The organism is Paraglaciecola marina (genome assembly GCF_004360155.1).
Lineage (GTDB): Bacteria > Pseudomonadota > Gammaproteobacteria > Enterobacterales > Alteromonadaceae > Paraglaciecola > Paraglaciecola marina.
The window spans coordinates 153,903-175,936 of record NZ_ML178721.1 but is presented as its reverse complement, the minus strand read 5'-3'; the positions used below and the strand labels follow the sequence as shown (position 1 = coordinate 175,936).

Annotated in this window: 21 protein-coding genes; 6 read left to right on the top strand and 15 right to left on the bottom strand. The window is 39.5% G+C overall.

The annotated features are described in order from the left end of the window. Nucleotides 1-48 precede the first annotated feature (48 nt). Entirely contained in the window at nt 49-1,071 is a 1,023-nt protein-coding gene (gene recA, locus EOK74_RS02775; RefSeq protein WP_205964483.1) for a recombinase RecA, read from the bottom strand. Nucleotides 1,072-1,220: 149 nt separating this feature from the next. Beyond that, nucleotides 1,221-1,706 carry a nicotinamide-nucleotide amidohydrolase family protein gene (locus EOK74_RS02770; RefSeq protein WP_133468378.1) on the bottom strand — a complete coding sequence of 162 codons (486 nt, stop codon included), beginning with the start codon at nt 1,704-1,706 and terminating at the stop codon, nt 1,221-1,223. 199 nt (nt 1,707-1,905) lie between these two features. Between EOK74_RS02770 and srmB the strand changes: the two genes are divergently transcribed. The 4 genes from srmB to EOK74_RS02750 all read left to right on the top strand — a co-directional run bounded on the left by srmB (nt 1,906) and on the right by EOK74_RS02750 (nt 6,031). Continuing rightward, entirely contained in the window at nt 1,906-3,165 is a 1,260-nt protein-coding gene (gene srmB, locus EOK74_RS02765; RefSeq protein ID WP_133468377.1) for an ATP-dependent RNA helicase SrmB, read from the top strand. 4 nt (nt 3,166-3,169) lie between these two features. Next, complete coding sequence (locus tag EOK74_RS02760; protein ID WP_133468376.1) at nt 3,170-3,784, top strand: XTP/dITP diphosphatase; 615 nt, start codon at nt 3,170-3,172, stop codon at nt 3,782-3,784. 4 nt (nt 3,785-3,788) lie between these two features. Further along, on the top strand, nt 3,789-4,949 hold the full coding sequence (hemW, locus tag EOK74_RS02755) for a radical SAM family heme chaperone HemW (RefSeq protein ID WP_133468375.1): 1,161 nt from the start codon (nt 3,789-3,791) through the stop codon (nt 4,947-4,949). A 146-nt stretch (nt 4,950-5,095) separates the two neighbouring features. After that, entirely contained in the window at nt 5,096-6,031 is a 936-nt protein-coding gene (locus tag EOK74_RS02750) for a hypothetical protein (RefSeq protein WP_239023989.1), read from the top strand. A 398-nt stretch (nt 6,032-6,429) separates the two neighbouring features. Here EOK74_RS02750 and EOK74_RS02745 read toward each other — a convergent pair whose 3' ends face one another. From EOK74_RS02745 to EOK74_RS02685, 13 genes are all read right to left on the bottom strand, one after another. Continuing rightward, the gene (locus EOK74_RS02745; RefSeq protein ID WP_133468374.1) at nt 6,430-7,212 is read right to left on the bottom strand and encodes a YggN family protein; all 783 of its coding nucleotides are present in this window, start codon (nt 7,210-7,212) and stop codon (nt 6,430-6,432) included. Nucleotides 7,213-7,301: 89 nt separating this feature from the next. Then, the gene (locus tag EOK74_RS02740; RefSeq protein ID WP_133468373.1) at nt 7,302-7,802 is read right to left on the bottom strand and encodes an Lcl C-terminal domain-containing protein; all 501 of its coding nucleotides are present in this window, start codon (nt 7,800-7,802) and stop codon (nt 7,302-7,304) included. A gap of 1 nt (nt 7,803) precedes the next feature. Next, nucleotides 7,804-9,531 (bottom strand): Lcl C-terminal domain-containing protein, encoded by a 1,728-nt coding sequence (locus tag EOK74_RS02735; RefSeq protein WP_239023988.1) that lies wholly within the window; start codon nt 9,529-9,531, stop codon nt 7,804-7,806. 56 nt (nt 9,532-9,587) lie between these two features. Continuing rightward, on the bottom strand, nt 9,588-10,298 hold the full coding sequence (locus EOK74_RS02730) for an LrgB family protein (protein WP_239023987.1): 711 nt from the start codon (nt 10,296-10,298) through the stop codon (nt 9,588-9,590). After that, the gene (locus EOK74_RS02725) at nt 10,291-10,674 is read right to left on the bottom strand and encodes a CidA/LrgA family protein (protein ID WP_239023986.1); all 384 of its coding nucleotides are present in this window, start codon (nt 10,672-10,674) and stop codon (nt 10,291-10,293) included. The genes EOK74_RS02730 and EOK74_RS02725 overlap by 8 nt, the downstream gene beginning before the upstream one ends. Before the next feature lie 43 nt (nt 10,675-10,717). Continuing rightward, a complete protein-coding gene (gene prsR, locus EOK74_RS02720; RefSeq protein ID WP_133468371.1) occupies nt 10,718-12,079 on the bottom strand; it encodes a PEP-CTERM-box response regulator transcription factor in 1,362 nt (453 codons plus the stop codon). A gap of 20 nt (nt 12,080-12,099) precedes the next feature. Then, nucleotides 12,100-14,118 carry an XrtA/PEP-CTERM system histidine kinase PrsK gene (prsK, locus tag EOK74_RS02715; RefSeq protein WP_133468370.1) on the bottom strand — a complete coding sequence of 673 codons (2,019 nt, stop codon included), beginning with the start codon at nt 14,116-14,118 and terminating at the stop codon, nt 12,100-12,102. Nucleotides 14,119-14,183: 65 nt separating this feature from the next. Next, entirely contained in the window at nt 14,184-15,308 is a 1,125-nt protein-coding gene (locus EOK74_RS02710) for a beta-ketoacyl-ACP synthase III (RefSeq protein WP_133468369.1), read from the bottom strand. Nucleotides 15,309-15,417: 109 nt separating this feature from the next. Then, nucleotides 15,418-16,374 carry a coiled-coil domain-containing protein gene (locus EOK74_RS02705; RefSeq protein ID WP_239023985.1) on the bottom strand — a complete coding sequence of 319 codons (957 nt, stop codon included), beginning with the start codon at nt 16,372-16,374 and terminating at the stop codon, nt 15,418-15,420. Next, nucleotides 16,367-17,035: a hypothetical protein gene (locus EOK74_RS02700; RefSeq protein ID WP_133468368.1), complete on the bottom strand. Its 669-nt coding sequence runs from the start codon at nt 17,033-17,035 to the stop codon at nt 16,367-16,369. Before EOK74_RS02700 ends, EOK74_RS02705 begins: the two co-directional genes overlap by 8 nt. Next, complete coding sequence (locus EOK74_RS02695; RefSeq protein WP_133468367.1) at nt 17,028-17,570, bottom strand: RNA polymerase sigma factor; 543 nt, start codon at nt 17,568-17,570, stop codon at nt 17,028-17,030. Before EOK74_RS02695 ends, EOK74_RS02700 begins: the two co-directional genes overlap by 8 nt. A 180-nt stretch (nt 17,571-17,750) precedes the next feature. Next, nucleotides 17,751-18,662, bottom strand: coding sequence for a hydrogen peroxide-inducible genes activator (locus tag EOK74_RS02690; RefSeq protein ID WP_133468366.1), 912 nt, complete (start codon nt 18,660-18,662; stop codon nt 17,751-17,753). A gap of 163 nt (nt 18,663-18,825) precedes the next feature. Next, entirely contained in the window at nt 18,826-19,620 is a 795-nt protein-coding gene (locus tag EOK74_RS02685; protein WP_133468365.1) for a hypothetical protein, read from the bottom strand. 255 nt (nt 19,621-19,875) lie between these two features. On the opposite strand from EOK74_RS02685, the gene EOK74_RS02680 reads away from it, so the two are divergent. Further along, nucleotides 19,876-20,619, top strand: coding sequence for a flagellar basal body L-ring protein FlgH (locus tag EOK74_RS02680; RefSeq protein WP_133468364.1), 744 nt, complete (start codon nt 19,876-19,878; stop codon nt 20,617-20,619). Between the two features lie 13 nt (nt 20,620-20,632). Continuing rightward, nucleotides 20,633-21,805, top strand: a complete 1,173-nt coding sequence (locus EOK74_RS02675) for a flagellar assembly protein T N-terminal domain-containing protein (protein ID WP_133468363.1) — start codon at nt 20,633-20,635, stop codon at nt 21,803-21,805. Nucleotides 21,806-22,034 lie beyond the last annotated feature (229 nt).

Here is a 22,034-nt window from a genome sequence, read left to right as displayed (position 1 = left end):
ACTAAATAGGGCTTAATAAAAACATTTACGAAAAGTTAAAGAATACGACTAGCTTTCAGCTTCTTCTGCAGGAACAGGCTTAGATAACAACAAAGCACGTAAACGAGTATCTATGTCTTTCGCCATTTCTGGATGCTCTTTCAAGTAAGTAATAGAATTAGCCTTACCTTGTCCGATACGCTCACCGTTGTAGCTGTACCAAGCGCCTGCTTTTTCAACCATTTTATGGGCCACACCAAGGTCGATTAGCTCACCATGACTGTTAATCCCTTCACCGTAAGTAATTTGGAATTCAGCTTGTTTAAAAGGAGGAGAAATTTTGTTTTTAACGACTTTAACACGAGTTTCGTTACCCACAATTTCATCACCTACTTTAACAGCACCTGTACGACGAATATCTAAACGTACCGAAGCATAAAACTTCAAAGCGTTACCACCAGTAGTGGTTTCTGGCGACCCAAACATCACACCAATCTTCATACGAATCTGGTTAATAAAAATCAGCATAGTGTTAGATTGCTTCAGGTTACCCGTTAGCTTGCGCATAGCTTGGCTCATCATTCGAGCAGCAAGCCCCATGTGAGAGTCACCAATATCCCCTTCGATTTCAGCTTTAGGCGTAAGGGCCGCTACAGAATCCACCACAATCACATCAACCGCGCCAGAACGTGTCAACATGTCACAAATTTCCAAGGCTTGCTCACCTGTATCAGGCTGAGAGACTAAAAGTTCGTTAACATCTACGCCTAGCTTTTCAGCATAAATAGGATCAAGTGCATGCTCTGCATCTATAAAGGCACAAACCTTACCGTTACGTTGTGCTTCAGCAATGACTTCAAGGGTTAAAGTTGTTTTACCACTAGACTCTGGACCATATATTTCAACGATTCGGCCTAAAGGTAAGCCACCAGCGCCTAACGCAACATCTAAACCAAGTGAGCCCGTTGAAATAGTTTCAACATCCATGGTTTTGTTATCGCCTAGTTTCATGATAGAGCCCTTACCAAATTGTTTTTCAATTTGGCCAAGAGCAGCACTTAACGCTCTGTTTTTATTGTCATCCATCAGAATGTCCTTCGTAATTGTCAGCATTGGTATGACTTAACAATGAGTCATTCACAATGTAATTTGTTATACAGTAGTTATGGTTAAAGTATACTGTATGGTTATACAGTTACAAGTAAAAATAACAATTTATTTATAAGTACATAAAGAATTGGTTATTTTGTCAGCAACTTTAAAATATTAGATAGCGCAAACTCAATGGCTTTGATTCGTACAGCTTGCCTATCACCGCTGAATTTTAGCTTGTGGGTTACCACCTCACCACACACAGCAAAACCAAACCACACCGTACCAACTGGCTTTTCAGGCGAACCACCGTCTGGGCCGGCTATACCACTCACACTTATAGCCAGCTCTGCATTAGCTGCGATAGCAGCACCTAATGCCATTTCTTTTACAGTCTCAGAAGACACGGCCCCATATTCAGTTAACGTTTTTGAGCTTACATTTAACATCTCTTGCTTAGCCTCATTTGAATAGGTAATAAAGCCTTTTCTGAACCAAGCAGAGCTACCAGGGGTACTAGTGAACGCATATCCCACTCCTCCGCCAGTACAAGATTCAGCGCACGTTATCTGCCATCCTCTGTCTAAAAGTGTTTTTCCTATTAGTGCGGCTAATTCAAGGGTTTCATCGGGCATATCTACAACCTGCTCTGTAGTAAGATTAAAAAAATATCAATAACGTCAATTATGACATCTAAAAAATTTTAAGGGCAACAAAACAAAAAGCCTCCCACGATTAATCATCTAAACTTAAAATGCATAAGCATTTCTGTCACTAGTCCTTTATAATCTGCAGCAATTCCCAAGCCCACGGAAAAACAAGGCTTAAGCATACATGTTTGAACAATTAGAATTAGACGATGACCTCATCCACGCAGTGGTAGATTTAGGGTACAAAGAGCCCACTAGCATACAAAAGTTAGTCATACCCGAGGCCATGAATGGCAAAGATATATTAGCATCGGCGCCAACAGGTACAGGTAAAACTGCAGCATTTTTATTACCTGCCTGTCAATTTTTACTGGACTATCCAAGACGAAATCCTGGCTCTACCCGTATTCTTATATTAACGCCAACCCGTGAGCTGGCATTACAAATATTTGAACAAGCTAAAGCTATTTGTAAATACCTACCCCATATAAACTGTGGCGTGATTACCGGCGGCATTAACTATGGTACCGACCGTGACTTATTAGAAAAGAACTTAGATATTCTGGTTGCCACACCAGGGCGTTTATTCGAACACATCGAAAAAGAAAGCTTTGATTGTCGTGATATCGAATGCTTAATTTTAGATGAAGCTGACCGCATGTTAGACATGGGATTCTCAGCAGTCGTCAATCAAATAGCTGCAGAGGCACGCTGGCGTAAGCAAAGTATGTTGTTTTCAGCAACATTAGAAGGCGCAGGTATTGCTCGCTTTGCAGGGGATTTACTAGACGACCCAATTGAATTAGAAGCCGATTCTAGCCGCAAAGAAAAAGGGGTTATCCATCAATGGATCCACCTAGCTGATAACGCTCATCATAAATTGGCATTACTTACACACATATTAAGCAATCAAGTCGAAACAGCCATTGTATTTGTAAAAACCAGAGAGCGTTTAGCCACACTAGTAGGGCAACTGCAATCTGTAGATATTGATTGTTGCTGGTTACAAGGTGAAATGCCACAAGACAAACGTAACGCCGCCATGGAAAGATTTAGAAGTGGCGAAGTTAACATTTTGGTTGCCACAGATGTAGCCGCCCGAGGTATAGACGTAGACAACATCAGCCATGTCATAAATTACGATATGCCACGTACCGCAGATGTTTACGTACACAGAATTGGCCGTACTGGCCGCGCCGGAAATAAAGGCACAGCCATATCTTTAGTAGAAGCACATGATATAGCCATAGTGCCTAAAATTGAGCGCTATACAGAGCAGAAGTTAAAACGCAGAGTCATCGCTGAGCTAAGACCGCAAAATAAAGAAGCCAGACCACCCACCAAGAAAAAGGTCAGCACCAAAACAAAAAAAGCATTATTAAAAGCTAAACGTGTAGCAAAAGATAAGAAGAAAAAAGCCAAAGGCAGAGGACCAAAAAGCTAACGTTATGGACTATCAAGATATTGAAAACGTGGTACTTGCCACAGGCAACAAAGGCAAAGTCAAAGAGTTAGCCAAGATGTTGTCTGGCTTGAATATTAACGTGGTGCCTCAAAGTGAATTTGCTGTTGGTGACGTAGATGAAACGGGTACGACTTTTGTAGAAAATGCCATCATAAAAGCACGCCACGCGGCTAAAACCACCGGTCTCCCTGCTATTGCCGATGACTCTGGTTTAGCAGTAGACGCTCTTGGTGGCGCGCCAGGTGTATACTCAGCTCGTTACTCTGGCGACAATGCCACAGACCAAAGCAATATTATCAAGTTGCTTGACACCTTAGCCGATACACCAAAAGAAAAACGTCAAGCCAAATTCTTATGTGTATTGGTATTTATGCGCCATGCTGAAGATCCAACCCCTATTATTTGCCAAGGAGAATGGAGCGGTAGCATCACCACCGAGCAAGGTGGTAAAAATGGTTTTGGCTACGACCCTATTTTTTGGGTGCAAGAGCAAAACTGTACCTCTGCTGAGCTTACCTCAGAACAAAAAAATGCACTTAGCCATAGAGGCAAAGCACTAAAACAGTTATTGGCCCAGTTACAGCAAAAAATAGGCTAGAGTGTTGAGTTCGATACCTGTATTAAAATACCCCCCTCTTTCTTTATATATTCATATTCCTTGGTGCGTGCTAAAATGCCCTTATTGTGACTTCAATTCACATGGACAAAAAGGACAAGTATTGCCAGAGAGTGAATACATCAGTCATTTACTGGATGATTTAGCCGAAGATGCAGTACTAGTGGGTAAACGTCCGATTCATAGTATTTTTATCGGTGGCGGTACCCCGAGTTTGTTTTCTGCAAAAGGAATAGGCATATTACTCAAAGGCGTGAAAGAAAGAGTTAACCTGCTCCCCGATGCTGAAGTCACAATGGAAGCCAACCCCGGCACCATCGAAGCGCAGCGATTCGCAGATTATGTATCTGCAGGTGTAAATCGTATTTCTATTGGTATACAGAGCTTTCAACCGAGTAAGCTCAAAGCGCTCGGACGAATTCATAATGAGAAACAAGCGCAAAATGCTGCAGTAATAGCAAAACAGGTGGGGCTTAATAGCTTTAACTTAGACTTAATGCACGGCTTACCCAAGCAATCTCTAGATGACGCCTTATTCGACCTAAGCACCGCCATTGAACAAAAACCACCACACCTATCTTGGTATCAACTCACCATTGAGCCCAACACTCAGTTTCATTCTAAGCCCCCTAAGCTACCAGAAGATGAGCTACTATGGGATATTCAAGAAAAAGGGGATGCACTGTTACAAGCAGCTGGGTTTAAACAATATGAAATATCCGCCTATAGCCAAGCTGGCCAACAATGCCAGCACAACCTTAACTATTGGCGCTTTGGTGATTATCTAGGTATTGGCTGTGGCGCTCATGGTAAAATAACTCTGCTTGAGAACAATCACATCATTCGCACGGTAAAAGTCAAACATCCGAAAGGCTATATGGACTTGACCCGCAGCTACACCTACGAATCGAACGAGGTCACAAAAGAAGACTTACCTTTTGAGTTTTTTATGAACCGATTTCGCTTAATAGAGCCATGTCCTAAACAAGACTTTATAGACTTTACAGGGCAAAACTTAGATAAAGTAACAGCAAATAACCTACAAAAAGCAATAGACAGTGGTTTACTTACTGATACGCCAGAGCACTGGCAGGTCACCACTTTAGGTAGACGTTATCTCAATACCCTGCTCGAAACTATGGTTTAAGGCTTACCATAACTGGTGCGTTCTACCTTTGAACGTGGCTTAATCATAGTTCGATAAATTACACCTTAATTGTTAGACATTTGTGATTTTTTTACTCATAAAAACCGTTAATCTGACATCAACTACAGTTAGTAGAGTTGGATTTAATGAGTTACAAATGCAGTGCTATTTTACCTATCTTTTTTATTATTTTAGTTTACTCCTCAACATCAAAGGGAATAGAGCTTGATCTCAAGTCGGTCCGCACCACTTTATCCATTCCTAAAACCAGTCACTCCCTTATATTCGATGACCTATTAACGAACGAACAGAAAACCCTTTTTACATTATCGCCTTTGCATAATGAGCGAATAGGGATTTACTTTGATATTAATGGCATTGAAATTGGATATGCAGTCGATGCGTTCGACCAATCGACTGAAACAAAAACACAAGATTTATTATTTTCTTATCGAAAATTTAAACATTCAAAAATTACCTTAAACTATCAAACGCTTGAAGGATTACAAAAAACAGCTAATGAACTCAATGGTAACCATACAGATAAACTTTTTAGCTCATTAACTAAATCCACTAAAATCGAACTGTTTGGGCAGCACAACTTATATACCTTTGAAAATAAAACCTCTTTGTTTCAACACTTTTTTCTAAATAAGCCTCAACTTAGTAATCAATTTGACTGGTCATTAAGTTTGGTAGGGGGCTGGTCGCTTAAGCATTTAACCCTTGAAAATGAAGAAAGTATCGTCTTTCAGGCCGAATTTTTAAGATCGCCTGCCCCCAAAGTCACAAAGCTAACCTCTAATTCTATCGGCGTAAATATAGGTTCTTTTGTTTCTTTTCATTTACCGTATAACATCCACAGCTTTGTTGAATACAAAATAGGAAAAGGACATATTCGCAACGAAGATCCACGACTCGGGTTAAAAGACTCTGGGGGTGAAAAAACAGAAGCGCTAGGTGCTGGGATCTCTTGGACATCAGATGATAAAAAGTTATTACTCGTACTGAGAGCATGGCAACAAAAAGGTAGGCACATAGATACTTTTTTTGGAGACCTGTCACTCATTAAGTTCTTCTGATGATGACTATGCTTTAACACAATCCGAGCTGATAAACCCAACTGAATGAAACTTTACTCAATTAACTACCGGCAAACATGTGTTTAACTAATGGGTTTATTAAAATATTTATATAGTAAAATTTCTGTGTTTAATTCGATTACAAATTTCCAATATATCAGCTGGCTTAGATGTTGAATAAAAGTCAGTTAGATTGAATGAATTTCGTTTGAAAAATAGGGACGATATAAGCAAGGTGTATTAAAGCGACTAAGTCATAAACTACATGCGACTGCAAAGGGTGACTGAAGGTAAGAAGCAGTTACCAAGATAAAGGTGAGCCAAGTACATGCTATGTCATGCAGTAATACGCTGATTGTAAAGCCCCCCTTTCAACGTAGAGCATACAAGAGAAGCAACTACTTCTCGTAAACCCCATCCCCAGTAATCAATACATCATAGGGTTGCAACTCAGGAATAGATGCCCGTAAGCTATCTTCCAAGTAATCTAGCTTTTTAAATTTATGACAAAACCATTTAGCTTTGAGTTTTAAGGTCTCAACTTTAGGGCCAACACTTTGTTCGATATCAGTCCCCATACCTTCAAGGTTACGCACAATCTCTTCGATTTTTTCCTCAGAGGTTTGACCGCTAGCAACCAAGCCACCAATGGCGGATAAAATCCCCCCTACTGATGTGCTAATGGCATTTTCTATCTGCTCTTCTAACTCTCTATCAACCAGATCGTTTACTTGCTCTAACTTTCCAGGCCCCATGTAAAAAGTATCATTAGAGCGGATAAACTTTTCTTTAACACTGGTTTGCACACGCTCTAAAGATTTCTGCAATTTTTTCTGACTTTTATCATCTTTTACTAAGCCGCCATACACTTGCTCTATGGTTTCAATGGCTAACTCTACCCCCTCATTGGCGAGTAAAATCATCTTAGGTACAACCTTATGAATACCATGTGAAAGGTTTGCTAAGTCTGCTTCCTGCTCTGATGTGAGTTCAATCCAGTTACCACGCACAAAAAGTTGTGCCGGCTCATTTACCTGATACATGACTCTACCATGTTCACCCAGTACTCTTATTTGTGTGTCGGTCACCACTACTCCATAATTGAGAGACACCTCGCAACTATCACCAGCATGTGAGTTAACACTTAAAATAAGCAGTAATGTAAAAACAAGAAAACGCATTTTATTCCAACAAAAAGGACTAGATGGTCAGTTTGCCTTCAATTAAATAAAATGCAACACAGGATAAGATAAGACTGATAAAACTTAGGTTAATCTGCAGTTCGTACTAGGCGTGTAAATACGGTTAAGTTTTTATCTTTTAAAGCATTACTGCTATTAAAAAATGCAATAACCCAAGCCCGCTGAGGGTCAACTACAGAAGGGGTTGAGGTCCAATAATCATCAGAATATGTATTGGGGAAAAACAATTCATTAATGGCAGGGCGTACACAACTACGCTCAGTTAAACTGGCTAACTCTTTCATATTGGGTAAACGCCACCCTAAAGTATTGGCAAATTCGTAGCCATGGGCTACAAGTAATGCTTCTTGCCAAGTAAGCTCTAAGCCATCACCTGTGCATGTTTCGTTTTCCCAAGTTTGTCCAATACTGCAGCGCATCCAAATCAATCCTAACTCTTCATCTGTTGCTGTACCGTCACCATTATCGGTAAATTCAGTCTCTTGAGCTGTACTATCAAAATCACTCAAGCAAGTTTGCGCGGCAACCAAACAAGGGAATAGAAATATTAATACTAGTAGGGTTTTCATCTTACCTCCCCGCTCTTACAAGGCGAATACGAGCAGCTGTTGATTTAAGTAAAAAGTTATCATTTCCTGATGCAAAGTCTATTGCCCATGAAGCATGAGCTTCGGTGCCAGACATACCATCTGCACTCGACTCTGTGGTCCAATACCAAACCTCTGTTCCTAATGACTCAGTAGTATTAGGGAAATACTCAGTATCTACCATTTGTCCATCATCTTTACCGTAGTGAACGATAGACAATAACTCATCATGGGTGGGTAAACGCCAATCCCTAAAATTACATAGTCCGGCTTCATTGACGTCTTCTACATATTCAGTGGTATTACAATTAGTGCCAGAGCAACTAGTTTCATCAACAGACTCTTCTCCTGAATATTCGCCGTCATCTTCAATTTGATACCAGTTATAGCTGTGATTACTACTGTGTAAATCTGTTTCGGTAACGGCAGTTTTAACTTCCCAAATTAATCCAGTGATATTATCTCTAACACAGCGCCAACCTTGGCTTATATCATCTACTTCATCACCAATTTCATCTAAGGCTGTAAAATCAAACCCCTGTTGACCTCGCCCCGCTTTCGTTGAGATATCGTTAATATTAATTATATCTTGACCTCTTTGGCCATCTTGCCCAGGGTAGTCTGCTTGGTGACCTTCTGCGACAGTTGTACTCGTAGCCTGTAAAATCACCCCAGTATCGTTAAGAGGTTGAATAGGCAAGGGTAAAACATTTACGGTAATACTATCTTCAACGTGATTAGCAATTGCATCTTCTACTTCTAACGTAAAAGTTAAGGAGAGTTCTTCGGTCACTAATGGCGCAATAGCAAAAGTTTGTATGCTACTGGCGCTGTCTATATACACAGTATCTAAGGTATCGCTAACCCAATTGATAACAAGGGGGGTAGACGAGTCTACTGTAGTATTTGCTAGACCATTTAATACAATGGACTCACCAGAAAACACCTCATGATCAAGCCCCGCATCTGCAGTGGGCAGGGTTTGCTGTATACTCTGGACATTTAATGTAATGGTTTCAGTATCTTCAGCCCCTTCATCATCGGTCACAGTTAAAGCAAATGTAATTGTATTGGTGTCAGCTAAAATAGGGGTGTTAAAAGTTAAGGTATCCCCTAAAGTACTTATGTTATCAAGCACTGACTCTCCGGCAGTTTGTTGCCATGAGTATGCCGCGATAGGGTTCGATTCGTCCGCTGTATCTGGGTCATCACTTTCTGACCCATCTAACACTATGTTGTAACCCGCAGGAAATACATTTGAGTTGAAATCGTCAATTGTCACCACTTCTATATATGCACTGGGTAAAACATTAACAGGATTTATAAGATACTCCACTGTGTCTGAGCCACTGTTACCTTCGCCATCAGTAACAGTTAATGTGAAGGTATAGCTAACAACCTCAGTGGTTATTGGAGCGGTAAATATAGCGGTAGCAACCGTAGTATCAGCATGTGTGATATCTAAACTAGGCGCTACACTCCAAGAAAATGTTAGCGCGTCAGTTTCTCCTGAACCTTGTCCCGTTAATGTAACCTCGGTTTGCTCACTTACAGACTGGTCTGCACCCGCGTTAACTAAGACGCTACCAATAGTCGAATTATTCCCCCCAGACCCACCAGAACATCCCTGAAAAATAGCGATTCCAAAAAACAAAATAATAAAATGTCGAACAGGCTTCATAGGGGCATTTATTAATCTAAAAATATTCATAAACATTGCGTATGCACTATATATACCAGCCCTAATGATACTCAAAGATGCCTATACTAAGCACCGAAGAAGTAAAAAAATAAGGGTAAAACAATTGCCGTCACTAAACCATTCACACACAAAGCCATACTTGAATACACCCCGGTTTTTTGGCTTAACTGTAAAGCATGGGAGGTACCTATTGCATGGGCAATAGTGCCAAGTGCTAATCCTTGGGCTCTTTGGTCATTGTTATGAGTGATTTTAAAGATAAGCCTACTCAGCAACACGCCCATCAAACCAGTAATAATTACTATGGCAGCCGCCAATTCTGGTACACCACCAATAAGGTTGGCGGTATCAATCGCTAGTGGAGTTGTTATCGACTTGGTAAGACTAGAAAGTTTGATATCAGTGGAGAATTCTCCGAGGCTCATAATTAATATCGTGAAAACTGGTGCCAACATACCACCACACAACACCACCCAAAAACCACGCCATCCTGCTGCGATTAAATACTGCAATTGTTGATAAACAGGGACCGCTAATGCCACTGTAATAGGACCTAATAACCACCCCATAGGGCTAGAATACAAGGCGTAGTCGGCAAAACTTGTATTGCTAGCAATGCATAGCCCAGCCACCATTAAAGCTGCGATGATAATAGGATGAAACATTAAGTTATTTTTAGAAACCCTAAAAATATATAAAGCGCACATATAAGCTATCAATGTGATAAAAACCCACACCCCAGACTCTAAGTAAGGCCAACTTTGACCATCAAGCATTGTTATCTGACTCTGTATTAGCTTTATCTTGGGATTTATCTTCAGGTAAAAACCGTCTACCTAACCAAGACGTAATTAACATACTTAAAAATGTACTAAGCAAAATCGCCAAAAGAAATAACCACAACTCTTGTTGTAAGGTTTTAACATACACCCAAGCAGCAATAATAGGAGGGATAAAAAACAAAGAAAAATGGCGAAGTAAAAACTGACATAAATCAAACAAAGCTTCAGGTACATGACCTAGAAAGGTCAGTACAGCAAATAACACAAACAAACCTAATAATGCTGGAGGTAGTGCAATAATTAAACTTAGCCCATATCCCGCTATCCAAGACAATAAAAGGGCTACACAAGATAATGTTAATTTCAACACTGCCACTCCCCCATATTTAATCAACGAGTAAAAATCAAATTTACTATTTAACTGAAGTTTTAAGATCTTCCATATGATATTTGTCAATCAGGGAATACAAGGTTGGACGAGTCACCCCCAACAACTCAGCCGTTTTTGACATATTATGCTCGGCAACCTGATAAGCGTTTCTAATGGCGCGGCTTTCGGCGTGCTCTCTGACTTCTCGTAAATTTAAGGAGTCGATAGTCGGTTCATCATCTTTAACAAATAAACTTAGGTCATCAGCTTGAATATGCGTACCTTCAGCCATAATTACCGACGACTTTAATTTATTTTGTAACTCGCGAATATTGCCTGGCCACTTATGTTGTTTCATGGCTTTGATAGCTGAATCACTGAATCCTTTCAACTTAGTTTTAAACTCTTCGTTATATTGAGTTAAAAATGTTTTAGCCAACAAGATCACGTCATTATCTCGTTCTCTAAGTGGTGGAATAAGTATGCTAATTTCACCTACTCTGTAAAACAGATCTTCTCGAAAGGTCTCTTCAGCTACCATAGTTTGTACATCTCTATGGGTGGCACAAATAACCCGAATATTCACTGGAATTTCTGATCTTCCACCAACTCGCTCAATGACACGCTCTTGCAAAAAACGTAACATTTTAGCTTGCAAACCAATGGGCATGTCGCCGATTTCGTCTAAAAATAAGGTACCATTTTGCGCAGACTCAATTTTACCAGGCGTGGTTTTATTTGCCCCGGTAAAAGCCCCTTTTTCATAACCAAACAATTCACTTTCTAGCAAATTTTCAGGTATCGAGGCACAGTTAATGGCTATAAAAGGCTTGTCTTTACGTAGGCTGTGCTCATGAATACTGCGAGCAAACACTTCTTTACCTGTACCACTTTCACCCAGTAACAAGGTACTAATATCTGTTTGCGCAATACGTTCCGCTTTCTTACTGGCGGCCAAAATCCCTTCACTTTGTCCTATGATTCTATCCATAGCGGGGGCGACTTGGGAAAGGTGTTTGTTTTCCATTTCAAGGTTAAACAAATTTAGAGCACGGCCTACTAATATTTGAATAGTGTCAGAATCAATAGGTTTTTGATAGAAGTCGTAAGCTCCTAAACTAATCGCTTTTAAGGCATTTTTTTTATCGTTATTTCCGGTAACAACGATTACTTTTGTATAGGGTGCTAAAGCTAAAATTTCTTCTAGTGTGGCTAACCCTTCACTGGCATTACTCGGGTCTGGGGGTAAGCCTAAATCTAATGTGACAACCTTAGGTTCAAAACGTCTTAATTGCGCAATGGCTGAGGTTCGGTCTTCAGCAAACACCACATCATACCCAGAAAAGCTCCATTTTAACTGCTTTTGGATACCTAAGTCGTCGTCTACCACAAGTATCTTATCCATGTGTCTTACCCCTTTTTGTCTTAATTCGTTGGAATACGTAGCGTAAATGTAGTGCCTACATTTAGCTCACTGTCTACGAGTAACTGCCCACCTAATTTATCCAGGTAAGCTTTGGCGTCAAACGCTCCAATACCCATCCCTGCATTTCCTTTGGTTGTATCAAATGGTTTAAACAATCTAGTTCTGATAAAAATCTCGCTCATCCCTGAGCCAGTATCAATAATTTTAATTAACATGTATCGCTCATCTGCCGAGATTTCAATCACCACCTCTACGGTACCATTATCGTCGGTAGCTTGCTGAGCATTACTGATCAAGTGATACATTACATTACTAAATTTGTCGTTATCTAACACTACAGGTTTTTCATTATCGACCTTTATGCTAGGTGTAGGTAAATAGGATGCACACTTTTTTTCAATTACATCACCTATGGATTCTGACAAAAAGATTAGACTATCACCGCTTTCTTTGATGGTATTTTTCTCAGTCAGTTGCCTTAACATTTTATCCATTCTGGCTTTGGTATGGTGCAAGGTTTCAAAGGTGTCATCAATAAACTCAGGGTTATTTTTATGTTGTTCTGCATTGCATAAAATCAAATCAATTTGCGCCAACACATTTTTTAAATCGTGAACCACAAATGCCGACATTCGGCTAAAAGCTGCAAATTGGGCATTCTCAGCCAGCTCTTCCGCCGCTTGGTGATGAAACAAGTAATTTGAAACTTGCGCGGTCACAGCTTTCAAATAGTCCCTGAGTTCCCAGTTGAGTTTTATTGATGTGTTCTGAGAACCTAAAAGCGTCGCCATTCCCCATAGCTCATCTCCATTATAAATAGGGATTACAAGCTGGAAAGATACATTATTTAATAAAGCATGATTAATTCTAAGACCTTCATATACAAAAGGTTTAGTTCTTAATTCCTCTATATCTATTATCCAATTTTTAGATTTAAAAAACGTGCAAAATATCTCTAAGACTTGTTCTTCTTCTGTGGTCAAACTGGGATGCTTGATATTCGCAAGTAATTTTAAATTGCCATGTTTTACTTGAATAAAACAGCCACTTTGATAATCGATCGCCTCAATTAATCCTTTAAGTGCCGTTGCATGGATATTGCCATCAGCACTATCTCCGCTAAGAGAGTGAGTCAATTCTAACCATTCTTGTCGATAATCGAATTGATTGGCGAAAAAATGCTTGGTGATAAACACTTTAATACGTGTTTTAAATCTGAGAGATAAAAATAATGTCCCTAATAACCCTAGTGATAAAGCGATAAGAATTATTTGTATGGTAGAGCCCCACTCAACTCCCATATATTTAACTACGTAACCAATCATAGCCATCACAAACAGGTAGCCACCAGCAACCATTAATAAGGTACTATGCATTACCACTTCACGGGATATATAAATTTCAACCCCCCAGTTTTTAACCCGTCTTATAGCTAAGATCAAAAATGGAATCAAAGCCACATGTATGTAACCTCGTGCAGCAATATAGTTGATATGTATTTGGTCCACCATAAGGGCATTAGCAAAGGTAACAAAGTCAAACACACTTATAACCGCTAAATACAATATCAATGGCTTAATCGCCCAACCATTATCACCGGATTGACGAAAAATCACCTCTAATAATATTAAAAATTGTAAAGGGATCATAGTTTGTAATAAAAACTGCCAGGTAGCTTTTTCTAACCCAAAATAAGGAAGGAATAAGGCAAGTATAGGTAGGATTATGATAAACCAAGTTTCTTTGCGAGCTAAAACGTCGCCTATATTGGTAAAATTATCTTTTAAACATGAAGCTAAAAACAACAGCCATATAATATTTTTTATGTTATCAAAAAATAAAAAGCTTTCCAGAGACATAGGTGAGATAACAAAAGGCGTTACAGACCACAAAAAAGTGGTTAACGTAGCTAAAATTAATAAATACTTAGCCAAGCCCGACTTTCTCACAGTCAATAACAACAATAATAAAAACGCGTAACCTGCACTACTTAGCGCGTATCCAATTGTTGCTACCATCTAAATTCTCACTCTTTTTCAGCTACTCTATGTAAACTCTGACACCAACGATCTAGCTTGTCTCATCACTTTTTTCGTAATACTAGACTGCCAATGGAATAACCTGCCCCAAAAGAACATAACAAACCCACATCTCCAGATTGAAGGTCTTGGTGGTGTAAATGAAATGCGATTATTGACCCGGCGGAAGCCGCGTTGGCAAAGGTATCCAAGACAATTGGGGCTTCTTCTGGAGAAGGCTGTCTATCTAATAGTTTGCGGGTTATGAAGGTATTCATATTAATATTAGCCTGATGCAACCACCATCTTGACACGTGAGTCGAACTTAAATCATGTCGCTGTAAATGTTCAGAAATATGCTCAACCGCCATTGGGCAGACGTCTTTAAAAACTTTACGCCCTTCTTGATGAAATAGCTTATCTGCCGCAAAAGGGTCTGCATCATTTACTCTACTTATATATCCGAAGTTAGAGCGAATATTGTTAGAAAACTGAGTCACTGCTTTAGTGCTTAGAATTTCGTAAACATGGTCTGAAGTTGCTGTATCAGCACTTTCTACCACCATAGCTGTCGCTACGTCTCCGAAAATAAAGTGGCTGTCACGGTCGCAATAGTTAATTTGTGGCGATATCATTTCGGGGTTTATTAACAGCACTGATTTAGCGGTACCTGCAGCAATCATTTCGTAGGCACGGTGTAATGCAAATGTCGCTGCTGAGCACGCAACTAACATATCAAACCCAAACCCTTTAATACCTAAAGCTTCTTGTACTTCAATGGCAACGGCGGGGTAAGAACGTTGGGTGTAGGCACATGAAACGATTACGGCATCAATATCTTCAGGTTTTTTATTAGCAGATTTTAAGGCATCTTTAGCGGCGTAAATAGCAATCTCGGCTTGATCAGAAAGTTCCTCGTCAGCTCTTTCAGGAATATTAGGTCGCATACGATTTATATCTAATACGCCATCCTTTACATAAACATAACGACTACGAATACCAGATGCCTTTTCGATAAATTCAGCGCTTGAAAAGGGTTTTGCGATGATTTCACCCTTTTCAATCGCTTCTTGATTTTGTTCGTTGAACTGAGTTGCATAGGCGTTATATGCCGAAACCAGTTCTTCGTTTGAAATACTATAAGCAGGTTTCCATAAACCAGAACCACTAATTACTACTGAAGATGTCATGCAAAATCCTAACAGAAAAACAATACAAGCCACTGTTGGCTAAGATCCTGTTAGCTTAGCGGTTTGTTACCTAAATGTCATGACTTTACCCTAGCTGAATTTATACCTATTAAAATAAATAAGTATTCACAGATGTTAATAGCTGTTCCTTGTTTATGCCGCCCGTTACACAAGACTTCACGTCTTTATGCTTAAAAACATATACTTTATCGTGGGTATTAATCACACTATCATCTTCTGCCTGTATAAAATCTGTTAACAAAAAGGTGATGTTTTCTCCAATAGGTAAAGATTTAAGTCCGGCACCATAACTACATAGCATCTCGGCAACAGTATCTTCAAAAACAGCCAAGGCCTCAGTATATAATTTTTTCTTAGCTGCACTACGAATGGCCATTTCCTTTTTATGCTCAGCTTCTAGTTCACTGCGGTAGGCTTCTAACTCTTGGGCTTTCTGTTGAACTTTGATAAACACTTTATCCAATTTCGCTAACTCTTTTTCTAACTCTTTTTTGCGTTCACCATCTGCGTTACGTTTTTCAAACTCTAGGTCGCGCATGTTACGCTCGTACTCTCTTTTCTCCCAGGCAAGCTCTCGCTTTTCTTCACTCAGGTCTCGTAAGTTATCACGCATATCATGGTCATAATCATCATCATGCTGTATAAATTTTTCAACCATGGCCTCTATCTCACTTGTATCAATAAAGTGATTTTCAGCTGAACTGCCTGGGGCTAATGGTGCCATAGGGATATTATTAATTAGTCCCTGCAAATCAAAACCAAAAAAGTTGCCACCGTGTCTGCCGCCATCAATTTCAAATACCACACCTTGTTCGGCTAAATAAAACACCGAATCTGCATGAAGACGGATGTTGTTATTGCTACTTTTTTGTTTCAAAGATGCCCGTAAAATGTTCAACATGATGCCTACTTCGTTGCGAATCTGCTTCTTAGCGCTATCACCAGATGCTCCCACTGCCTGCAATGGCATAGTAGTCACTGCAATTAATGTCAGTGCCACTAATGTGTTTTTAATAGATAAAGTCATTTTCGTATCCTCACTCATTAATCTCACCAATATCCGACTTCATCGGTATGGCATAAATATCTTGCTGTAACTTGCTCAGCTGACGGGCATAAAACAACTGATCGTCACCTCTTTGTTCATTTACATGTTTTATCAAGTCCACAAAGTCTTCTCGACGTTCCTTACGACTTGCACTTAATAAATATTGGGTTAGTTGAGTACTCGCATCGAGTTGTTGTTGCTGTAAGTTTTTAGTGTATTGATTTAATGCCAGCTGTTGAGTTTGTTGAAATTCAAGCATTTTTTCGTTGACTAAAGTTTCAACTTCCTGACTACTGGGTTTAGCTGCAAAGCTAATGGTTACAGTCCCTTCATCTAGACGTACCTGTAAGCCAGTTAACACCATAACTATTGCGCAACATGAGGTGACAAAAGACAAGCTAGCAAAGCCCTGCCATTGCCACCATTTTGTGGTTTGAGTTTCCTCAAAGGTTGAATCCCTATTCCAATTAGGAACCTCAGTAGATTGGTAATGTTCAGACGCCATAATAAATGAATTAGCTCCTGAAACTCTTTCCGAAAATTCATCATCATTCAGGCATAGCGCTTCAAAATCGAGTACCTGCTGGCCAGATAAGTCTCCTTCTAACCACAGCGAAAATAAATCATTTTTACTCAATTCAGAGTGTTGTTTATGCATAATCAACCTCCATAATTTGTTTTAGTTTCCCCAAAGCCCCATACAAACGAGACTTAGCAGTATTTGCTGAAATCCCAGTTTGCTCAGCAATTTCATCAAAGGTAAATTGTCCAAAAAACTTCAACTCTACAACAGCCTTTTGCGCCAAAGGTAATTGCTGCATTGCATTAATGAGCTGTCTATTTTCTTGATGACAATGTATTGCATCAGCCGCACTGATTTCTTCACTCTCCACTTCTGGCACATCATCTAGGCCTTGCATTGGCTTTTTACGCCGATAAAACTCAATACATCTGAAATGGGCAATACGATATAACCAACTCTTGAAGCTCCCTTCATTTCGATAATTTGATAAATTTCGAAATACAGAAACAAACACCTCTTGCATTAAGTCCAAGGCATCTTCATTTTTGCCCGTCATACGCATACCATAGTGATAAATTTGTTTTTCATAACGCTTCAACAAAGTTAACCAAGCTTTTTTATTACCCTGCAAAGCCCTTGCTATTAACTGTTCGTCACTCTTTTCAAACACTATTTTTAGTTCCTAAAGTGAAGGGGTATTCCCTATTCATAAACTAAGTCGAGATGACCTGAATAAAAGTTTATATTTTTAAGAAATAATCCGTTAAGTTAGAAATTGCTTACAAGGAAACATTCAAAACAGTGGGGTTTAAATCTATATTGCAGTCAACTTAATCTGGCAGTAGAACGACTATCGCGTTAACGTTGGAACAGGTGTAAGAGGAGCAATTAAGCCAGCTAAATACCTAAATAACCTGACACGAGTAGTGCCTTTTCGCCATACCAAGCCAATTTCTCTGTAAGCCTTATCTTCCGATGGCATAGAGACTAAAGGAAAACCATTCAAAATATTATTTTGAATGGCCAACTCTGGCATAAAGGTAAAACCTAACTTACTTTTAGCAAGCTGAGTTAAGGTATATAAACTACTTGCAGTTAATGAACTCACTTGCTCTTTGTGTTGCAAGCCACAGGCACTTACAGCATGGCCGGTCATACAATGCTCTTGCTGCAATAAAAACACACTTTCTTTGGGGAGTTTAGAGACGTCAAGTGGACTTGGCAAAGACTTAACTAAATCTTGATGAGCAATTAAATGGAATGGGTCATGTCCTAAAACAAGTTGTTTGCAGCCAGGTGTTTCCATAGGCAAAGCCAGTATTAATAAATCTAACACCCCTTCATTAAGTTGTGTCAGTAAATTTGCGGTGGTGTCTTCTTGGAGTTGTAAATTAATGTCTGGCAAATGTTCTTTAACACTATCGATAATTCCTTCAAACGTAAATGGCGCTATAGTGGGTATGACACCCAACTTAAGATTACCTGCCTGCCAATTACCAGCGCTTTGCGCAAAGTCCACCAATTCGTGCACATCTGCCAATAACACTTTAGCTCTCCCCACCAGTTCAAGGCCAAAAGGTGTAAAGACAAAGGTTTTATGCTCACGCTCTAAAAGTTGTGAACCAAACTGCTCTTCTAAATTTTGAATAGCAGTACTAAGGGTAGACTGGCTCACATTGCAGTGCTTTGCCGCTCGATTAAAATGTTGCTCTTGATATAAAGTGACTAAATAGTGGAGATGTTTAAGGTTGGGCCATTTCATTTTATTTTTCATCAATAAAAGCGATTAGTATGTATCACTTTATAATGAAATGGCTATGATTAAAAACCCCAAAATTGAAGAACCTAATTTATGACTAAGGTTTTTAATACACACTTTGGCCGCAAAACTAAGTATACGGCATGAATTTGCCTCTCTTAGTACTTTAAAACTCTCGTTGCACAAAGCTATAAGCTTGGTTGGATTGAACTATAGTATCAGTCACTTGGGTGACTGTATTTTCAATAGTTTCTTGCTCTGCATCACTAAACAAAAAGCCGCTAATGTTCTCATAAATAGACTTTCCAGAAAATGACTCAATGGCTAAATCGGCTGCTGAATATGCAAGACCTATAGGCCCGCCAAAAGCGTAGCCACCCACCAATTCTGATAAAGGTGATATATCGTGCTCAACCTCGCTTTGATAAACATCTGAAACAAGGGGCACATGATTCAATATATTGACCGAATCAAATACATCTGCAAAGGCAAGCCCATCTTCACCGGTTAAATAATTCGACACATCATCAATAGAACCCCAAGTGTTACTAAGAGAATCAAGCTCCTCAGCTCCTTCAACTATGCTTGTGGCATCGCTAACTAGCGATGAGGCACTCTCAGTAGCGCTACTGAATAAACTTGCTTGTAGACTGCTTAATAATGATGATTGCATATCGGCAATTGAAGATAATGACGAAAGTTGTGTTACGCCATCTCCTAGCACGTTTGAAAGTCCCATGGCTGACATCAAGCTTTGTTGAATACTATCAATAGTCGACTCAGCATCGAGCAGTGCATTATTGCCTTCACTATCATTTCCGTCTCCTTGAAATATTGCAAAAAGACCACTAAACCCCTGATTTAATTCATCATTTTCATTTATTTCAGGAGTGGTAGTTTCCGCTATTTGGCTAGAAGTATCTGTGCCCCACAGGTTTTGGAAGTTATCAATAATAGTCATAGCAAATAGCCCTCATATTTCACCTGTCGATATTGCAGGATCGAAATTTAATCCTACTAAGCGAAATCTGGACCAAGTTATCATTTGAAATAAGGAAGAAATAAGGAAGAAATAAGGAATAAATATGGATACCTCAAATCCACTTGTAATGTAAAAAAATCTTCAGTAGTTTGGCCTCAGAATTTGGTTGTGAGAGGCAATTCTAAAATTAAAGTATGTAGTTATCGAAAGATAGCCTTGGGATAAAATTGCCATATGAGAAACCAAATTGTTCTGCCGTTTATGATGATTATTATTTGTGCTTGCACACAGACACCATCAGTTGAACAACAAGTAGTAGAAGAAATCCATACCAACCCAGAAGTTAGCCAAAGAGCTATCAGTAACTCAGATAACGAAGTCAAACCAAATGAACCTGGATTTCGACCAGTACGAACCGAACAGGTTGATTCGATTCATGTGCCCAACGGCTCTTTATTTCATGCCGAAAACGCTTCAAGTTTGTACAAACTTCATAAAAACTTTCGCGTAGGCGATATGATATTAGTGCAGCTTAGTGAGTCTACAACGTCAAAAAAATCACTTGATTATTCGTCTGACAAAAGCAGCAATTTTGATTTAGGGCCGCTAAGTGTTAATGCAGGCCCAATTAGTATCGACGAAGGCGATGTTGCCATCGAGCATAGCCAAGATAGTGACTTTGATTCTTCATCTGAATCAAAGCAGTCAAATTCATTAAATGGCGATATTACCGTGTACGTTATGGAAATACTCCCTAATCGTAACCTGATAGTAGGTGGTGAAAAATGGATTACCCTAAACTCAGGTGAAGAATATGTGCGCTTTTCAGGGGAAGTCCGAACCACTGATATTGATGCATCAAACACTATAATCTCGTCTAAGGTAGGTAATGCACGCATAGAATACAGTGGCAAAGGAAAACTTCATAAGAATCAAGAAGACTCGGTGTTAGACAAGCTATTCACTGTGTTCAAATAAGGGGCTGCCTAAGATGCACTCCATACTATCAAGGGCGCTAGTAGCGCTTCTATTTCTATCTATCTCCCCAACTACCTTAGCTAATTGGCAGCAAGGCGAAGCCAGTGTTGCCATTGAAGATGCCGACTTAACCGATGTTCGTGTGCAAGCCATTAAAAATGCAGTAGCCGACGCCTCTTTTAAAAATGGTAGCTTTATAGCAGCTGAAGACGTGGTGTTAGATGGTCTACTCGTTAGTAGTAAGTCTGTCATAACGACTCAAGGCCAAATTCAACGAGTTGAAGTGGTAAGTGAAACAGTCACCGATGACACTTTAACAGTCACCGTAAAAGTAAATTTCACTCCTTTATTCGATTGCGCCCATGATGGTTATAACCGCTCTATGTTGGTAGCGCAATTTCAAGTTTTAAAACCACAGCAAGCTAAATACGGCGGTATCTTTGATTTAGGCAAACAAATTAGTAAACGTTTTGAGCGGCAGCTCAGCGTTGAGCACAGCAGCCCAAAGGTTTTATTAATAGACAAAGCCTTCACCGACGTGCACTCCTATGACAAGATCGATTTACAAGAAATCACTGAAAAAGCAATTTTTATGACCAGAGAATACGGTCGACAGTTTGTGCTTTTTGGATTCATTCGTGACATCAGCTTGTTTGAACAAGTCACAGAAGAGCTGTTATCAGACGATGTGGCATTGCGCCGTAACTTTACTGTACAAGTGTATCTATTAGATGCTTACCGCCATAACATCATCTACAAAGAAACCTACCACAGTGAAGCTAACTGGGAATACAGTAGTGATTACAGTGTGGATACCCATAACAGTCTTTTTTGGCGAAGTGATTATGGCCGTGTTGTTCTAAATACTATTAATAATGCGGTTTCAGACGTGTCTAATTTACTACAATGTGAGCGAAGCTTTGCCCAAATAATCAATACTGAACAACAGCAGTTGACAATTAATATGGGAAGTGAAAACGGTATTAAAAAAGGTGATAAGTTTACTCTGTACAAAAAGCGTTTACCTATTGGCGTAAACGGAATAAGCCACTCTACTTTAAGGTCATACCCAGATGTTGAATTAGAAGTAAAACAGGTTGATAGCAGCAGCTCTGTTTTAGATGTGTATAGTCCTAACCAATTTATCAACGCAGAGTTATTAGACTTGGTAAGCCCTATCCGTTAATTTAAATATAAAGACCTGACCAAGAGTCATAGCTTTCTAAACACGGGTTACATCTAGCCAGCTTACTCTCCATACTAGAAGAAACTAAACCTAACTAAGACGATAAACTAGCTATATGTGATTATGTTGGGTTTAGTTTAACTGTCACAATAAACCACTAAATTATGACAGCCACAACTTTGCAGTTAAAGAGAAGGGTATAAATTCTATTACTTCTTGGCTCCTCGTA

Bases quoted from the DNA above. Each gene is read 5' to 3' on its own strand.
- EOK74_RS02770 (WP_133468378.1), bottom strand. From the start codon at position 1,706: ATGCCCGATGAAACCCTTGAATTAGCCGCACTAATAGGAAAAACACTT.
- srmB (WP_133468377.1), top strand. From the start codon at position 1,906: ATGTTTGAACAATTAGAATTAGACGATGACCTCATCCACGCAGTGGTA.
- EOK74_RS02760 (WP_133468376.1), top strand. From the start codon at position 3,170: ATGGACTATCAAGATATTGAAAACGTGGTACTTGCCACAGGCAACAAA.
- EOK74_RS02750 (WP_239023989.1), top strand. From the start codon at position 5,096: ATGAGTTACAAATGCAGTGCTATTTTACCTATCTTTTTTATTATTTTA.
- EOK74_RS02745 (WP_133468374.1), bottom strand. From the start codon at position 7,212: ATGCGTTTTCTTGTTTTTACATTACTGCTTATTTTAAGTGTTAACTCA.
- EOK74_RS02740 (WP_133468373.1), bottom strand. From the start codon at position 7,802: ATGAAAACCCTACTAGTATTAATATTTCTATTCCCTTGTTTGGTTGCC.
- EOK74_RS02735 (WP_239023988.1), bottom strand. From the start codon at position 9,531: ATGAATATTTTTAGATTAATAAATGCCCCTATGAAGCCTGTTCGACAT.
- EOK74_RS02730 (WP_239023987.1), bottom strand. From the start codon at position 10,298: ATGCTTGATGGTCAAAGTTGGCCTTACTTAGAGTCTGGGGTGTGGGTT.
- prsR (WP_133468371.1), bottom strand. From the start codon at position 12,079: ATGGATAAGATACTTGTGGTAGACGACGACTTAGGTATCCAAAAGCAG.
- prsK (WP_133468370.1), bottom strand. From the start codon at position 14,118: ATGGTAGCAACAATTGGATACGCGCTAAGTAGTGCAGGTTACGCGTTT.
- EOK74_RS02710 (WP_133468369.1), bottom strand. From the start codon at position 15,308: ATGACATCTTCAGTAGTAATTAGTGGTTCTGGTTTATGGAAACCTGCT.
- EOK74_RS02705 (WP_239023985.1), bottom strand. From the start codon at position 16,374: ATGAGTGAGGATACGAAAATGACTTTATCTATTAAAAACACATTAGTG.
- EOK74_RS02700 (WP_133468368.1), bottom strand. From the start codon at position 17,035: ATGCATAAACAACACTCTGAATTGAGTAAAAATGATTTATTTTCGCTG.
- EOK74_RS02690 (WP_133468366.1), bottom strand. From the start codon at position 18,662: ATGAAATGGCCCAACCTTAAACATCTCCACTATTTAGTCACTTTATAT.
- EOK74_RS02685 (WP_133468365.1), bottom strand. From the start codon at position 19,620: ATGACTATTATTGATAACTTCCAAAACCTGTGGGGCACAGATACTTCT.
- EOK74_RS02680 (WP_133468364.1), top strand. From the start codon at position 19,876: ATGAGAAACCAAATTGTTCTGCCGTTTATGATGATTATTATTTGTGCT.
- EOK74_RS02675 (WP_133468363.1), top strand. From the start codon at position 20,633: ATGCACTCCATACTATCAAGGGCGCTAGTAGCGCTTCTATTTCTATCT.